This window comes from Roseburia porci, from assembly GCF_009695765.1.
GTDB lineage: Bacteria > Bacillota > Clostridia > Lachnospirales > Lachnospiraceae > Roseburia > Roseburia porci.
Map to the genome: position 1 here is coordinate 1 of NZ_VUNI01000043.1, position 4375 is coordinate 4375.

4 protein-coding genes and 1 pseudogene are annotated in these 4375 nt (G+C 42.1%); all 5 read right to left on the reverse strand.

Going from position 1 to position 4375, the window contains the following annotated elements:
- Nucleotides 1–348 precede the first annotated feature (348 nt).
- Nucleotides 349–1779: pseudogene (locus tag FYJ75_RS14090) on the reverse strand (VirB4-like conjugal transfer ATPase, CD1110 family); the annotation flags it as partial.
- Nucleotides 1780–1871: 92 nt separating this feature from the next.
- Nucleotides 1872–2384, reverse strand: a complete 513-nt coding sequence (locus FYJ75_RS14095) for a PrgI family protein (RefSeq protein WP_118263268.1) — start codon at nucleotides 2382–2384, stop codon at nucleotides 1872–1874.
- Nucleotides 2385–2396: 12 nt separating this feature from the next.
- Complete coding sequence (locus FYJ75_RS14100; protein ID WP_004611541.1) at nucleotides 2397–2807, reverse strand: DUF4313 domain-containing protein; 411 nt, start codon at nucleotides 2805–2807, stop codon at nucleotides 2397–2399.
- A gap of 12 nt (nucleotides 2808–2819) precedes the next feature.
- Nucleotides 2820–3662, reverse strand: coding sequence for a hypothetical protein (locus FYJ75_RS14105; protein WP_008120647.1), 843 nt, complete (start codon nucleotides 3660–3662; stop codon nucleotides 2820–2822).
- Between the two features lie 54 nt (nucleotides 3663–3716).
- Nucleotides 3717–4094: an electron transporter RnfA gene (locus FYJ75_RS14110; protein WP_118489324.1), complete on the reverse strand. Its 378-nt coding sequence runs from the start codon at nucleotides 4092–4094 to the stop codon at nucleotides 3717–3719.
- Nucleotides 4095–4375 lie beyond the last annotated feature (281 nt).

Sequence of the window (4375 nt, forward strand, 5' to 3'; positions counted from 1 at the left end):
CCCGATATAGACCTGTACATTCGAGGATTCGTCAGTTTTTAGCTGTACTCGTCAGCTTTTATTCCATTCTAACCATAGGTATTTTATAGACCTCCGGCATATCACATACAACTCCCACCTCTGGGAACCTTTCGGCAACTTAATGTTTCGGTATGCTTCTGCCGACTTCACCGAGCTTCTGACACTTCATATTTACCTATTCCATGCCAGTCGGAGTATTAAGGAAGCCCTTCGAGGCGTTACCCTCTCATTCGACTTTTCGCATATTTAGTTCTCCTTATGCTAATTGTTTTTATATAAACGCGACGCATAAGTGGACAACCTTTTCAGTTGCCAACGTGTCGCACCGTTCATTGGATCTATGACGATTATTTCATCATCTCCCGACAAGAATACGCTGCCCATTTCCATCTTGCAGAAGAAGGATTTACCGGAACCCGGCACACCAAATACAAAGCCATTTCCATTGATGAGCTTCTTTCTGTTACCGATATTCACATTCTTGCTGATCTGGTTGATGCCATAATAGTTTCCTGTGCTGTCATTTAATTCCTGCACATTAAATGGCATAAGCACCGCAAGTGACTGGGTAAGAAGTGTACGCATTGTCTCCACCTGTCTTACACCAATCGGAAGTGCTGTGTTGAGTGCCTCCCTCTGCTTTAAATAGTGTGTATCAATCGTGCAGCTGTTACGCTTTCCGATAGTCTCTACTGTCTCACATACACTCTCAAGCTCCTTCTTGCTTTCTGCCATAAGAATAATGGTTACTCCCACAAAGAAAAGGCACTGGTCATTCTCACGGACATCATCCATGATCTCCTCAATCTCCTTTTTCTCCGTCCTTTTGGCATATGAGATTTCCGTAGAAAAATCGTTATTCTTATTACGGACTCTCTGCTGCTTAATGATATCCGACTCAATACCAAGGTATTTCTTCTGAAGCACCTTTGTTGTCAGATCCTTGGGAACAGGCACCACATCAATGCTCGTGATGGAATGAACCGGAAGGGAAGTAATCTCATTGATGAATCTGTCTGACAAACTGCTCGGATACTTTTTGATAAAAAGTGCCTTGCAGAATTTACTCTCATCCTCAAAATGGTCTGGGAAATATTTCACCATCCCATTGCACAGATCATTTCTAAAATCTGCCCCGACCTTCTTTGCCTTTTTGATATCAAAATCAAAGCTGCCCTCATCTCCAAGATGATAATAGTCATAGAGCACTTTCAGTCTCTCATTGCCATTAAGTGGTACAATCTCCGCACCAAGCTCAATGAAAGCCTTGTGTATCGTTGCCTCAAGGGTTGCAAACTGTGCCTTTGCCTCCTCGAAGTTCTTTCTCTCAATCGTGATTGTCAGGTATCTCTCCTGCTCAATCCCCTGTCTGCCCTCAATAATCTTCTCCTCAATGATGTCATTGTAGATTCTTCTGTAATTATTGAAGCCATCATTTTTCTCAGCAATCAGAACCTTATCACGGAGGTCATCCATGTTTTTGTTCTTATTGTTGATCGTAATCTTGTAATTACAGTCCAGCGAATTTAAGAACTTGCAGTATCTCTCGAAAATACCGATCTGCTCATCCTCGGTTGCTGTCGTGTAATTGATATCCTGAAAGCGGTAGCATTTGGAATACTTATTTTTGCTTACTTCAAAAATGCCGTTTTCAGCCACCGCCATAATCTCTATGGTTTCCTGAATAGATTTAGGTGTCTTATACAAAGGCTCGCTCGCCTTCTTTAATAACTTAAATCCGTCTGTAAATAAACCCATGTCTCTAACCTCGCTTTCTTATAATGAAAGCCCGCCGGGAACTTCACCCTGCGGGCTGTGTTCCCGACCTTGCGGTCAGATACTATTCGTTTCTAATGCATTGCCTTATATGCTGCAATGCCTGCTGCTGCCGCCACAATGACTGCGACAAGTCCAAGCAGCATGTTTCTCGTCTTTTTCTTCATTGCTTCAAACTCCTCCTGCTTCTTTACAGCCGAATCAGCTGTTACAGTCTCTGGTTCAGCCTTTCTGCCTTTCTTCTTTACCTGTTCATTCTGCTCTGCTTCTAACTGCTTTATTGCAGGCTCTCCCTCTGTTGATACATAGGTAAGTGCCCTGTTTCCAAACATAAAATGCAGTTTCTTTCCCATATACTCGTAGAAATTCATTCCATTAAAGGAATAAAAACCACCAAGAGCAATCGGTGCCACACACGGTATTGCCACATAAGCAGAACCAGTAAGACCGATATACTTGTAAAGAAGAAGGACAATACCGCCACCGACCACTACGCTTGCAATGGAAAATATAAGCTGCCTTGCAGTAAGTCCCAGCGCAACCGATTCCTGATAGCGGTCAATATCCTTGTTTACTTCAATTACCATTGTCCCTGCCTCCTATCTTGATAAATCTTTTGTCTCCGGCTTTCTTGTCATTCCAATATTCGCCTCATACTTATCCATTCCATCCGGACACAGTTCCCTAAGCTTATCTACATTGAACAGATAAAGAGGATATTCACAGAAACCGCTTCTTTGCGTGAATCCTGTAAACTCTCCAATGTCATTGTCTGTAATAAACTTTTCAATATCCGGCATGTCATTCACATTCAGATATCCGCAGTAATTTGGTGCTGCAACCGACAAATTCACAGTCACATCCCCAAAAGGCTCCTCATATCCATCTTCATTACACATAAGACCAATAAACATTGCCCTGTTATTCATATACTGCTGGATATCAAATGTCACCTGCGTTTCTCCGGTTATACTTGAATTATAAGTAACCTGTTTCTTTTCATTATCCATTTCTGCCTCCTTCTATAATCCAAATGCCTTGCTTGTAAGTGTCTGTGCACCCTTCACGCTTCCAACAGTCATTGCTATCGTAAATGTCATTTCACACAGATAGATAAGTGTCTGTGCCCAGTCAGCATAACTTCCTGTAAATGCCGGAAGCCCTGCATTGATAAATGCATTACATACCACAATCGCAAGTGCCATCGTTACTGCCTCAAACACACACGAAAGAAAATATTTGCAGTAGGTAGCCATTGTATGACTGACCATTCTGTTTCCTGCCATTGTGGAGCATGCAATCGCACCAAGCGGCACAATAATCAGTATCTTTAAGAACCTGAAATACACTGTGTAAATGATAAAGAATCCACAGATAATAATGATGATTGCAAGCAAAGCTGTAAGTATCAGCATTACCAGACTTTCACCAAATCCGAGTCCCTTAATGATGTCTGCCTGTGTACTGTCAATGGCAAGCTGCGTCGTTGTCCCGGCAGATATAAGTCCCACCAGATTTCCTATGGAAGTAAAAAACGCTTTCATAATCGTGACATTATTTGCAACAAACCATTCTGCAAGTCCCAGTCGGATAAGCATACGCAGGATTGATTCAAACCTCATCTCATCTTTTACATCTATGCTTTCCGAGCAGAAACCGATAACAAAGAACAGCACAACGAGGGATGAGCCGACTGCTACAAAGACCGGCTCTATACCCTCAATGACTGCCCAGGGACCTCCGCCCTTGAAACTGACCGGTGACTGTCCAAGCATTGCAAAGACCAGGGATATCTGATTGTTCCAAAACCCAAACACCGCCTCAAGAAGTGCAAGGATCTTGTCTCCAAGCTTAAAAATATCCATACTTGTTATTCACCTCTTTCCTTTTACTAAAAGGGGAAATGCATTTCCCCAATCTTAGAAGCCTAAGAATGTCAGAACTGTTGAAATACCAGCCATCATGACACCTGCCACAATTCCTTTCAGAGCAGAGTTCATGGTAGATGAATCCTGCTGCTGATATGCTTGTGCGAACTCCATGACATTCTTTGCAAGAATAATGACACCAACAGCACCAATGACTGCAATAATAAGAGTCTTTAAGTTCTCAAGCGGCTGTGTTACTGCGGAAGTACCTGTACCTGCTGCAAAACAAGTAGTGCTCATAAGCATTACTCCCATAAGTGCCCCGGATAATGCCGGAACAAATCTCTTCTTAAAGTGAATGAATCTACTCTTCATGCCTTTCTCCTCCATCTGATTGTTGTTTGTTTTAATACTCTGTTCTTTTCTCATGTCGTTTATCTCCTTTTTGATAAAAAAATAAGCCAGCAGGGATAATCCCTAGCTGGCTGTTAAAAGTAACTCTATATGATCAGGCAATGCCTGTTGTAATGATTAAATCGGGCTTTCCCCGATGTGTTTAGCTATTACCACCTCCTTTCAAGGCATAAAAAATAGGCTTCGCCTATTCAACTCCCCTGCCCCTCAATCTTGAGGGGTGGGGTTTTCTTTTGCTTCATTTTTCTACATAATAGACATATGAATATCTTACAAACAATCTTTACAGACTATTA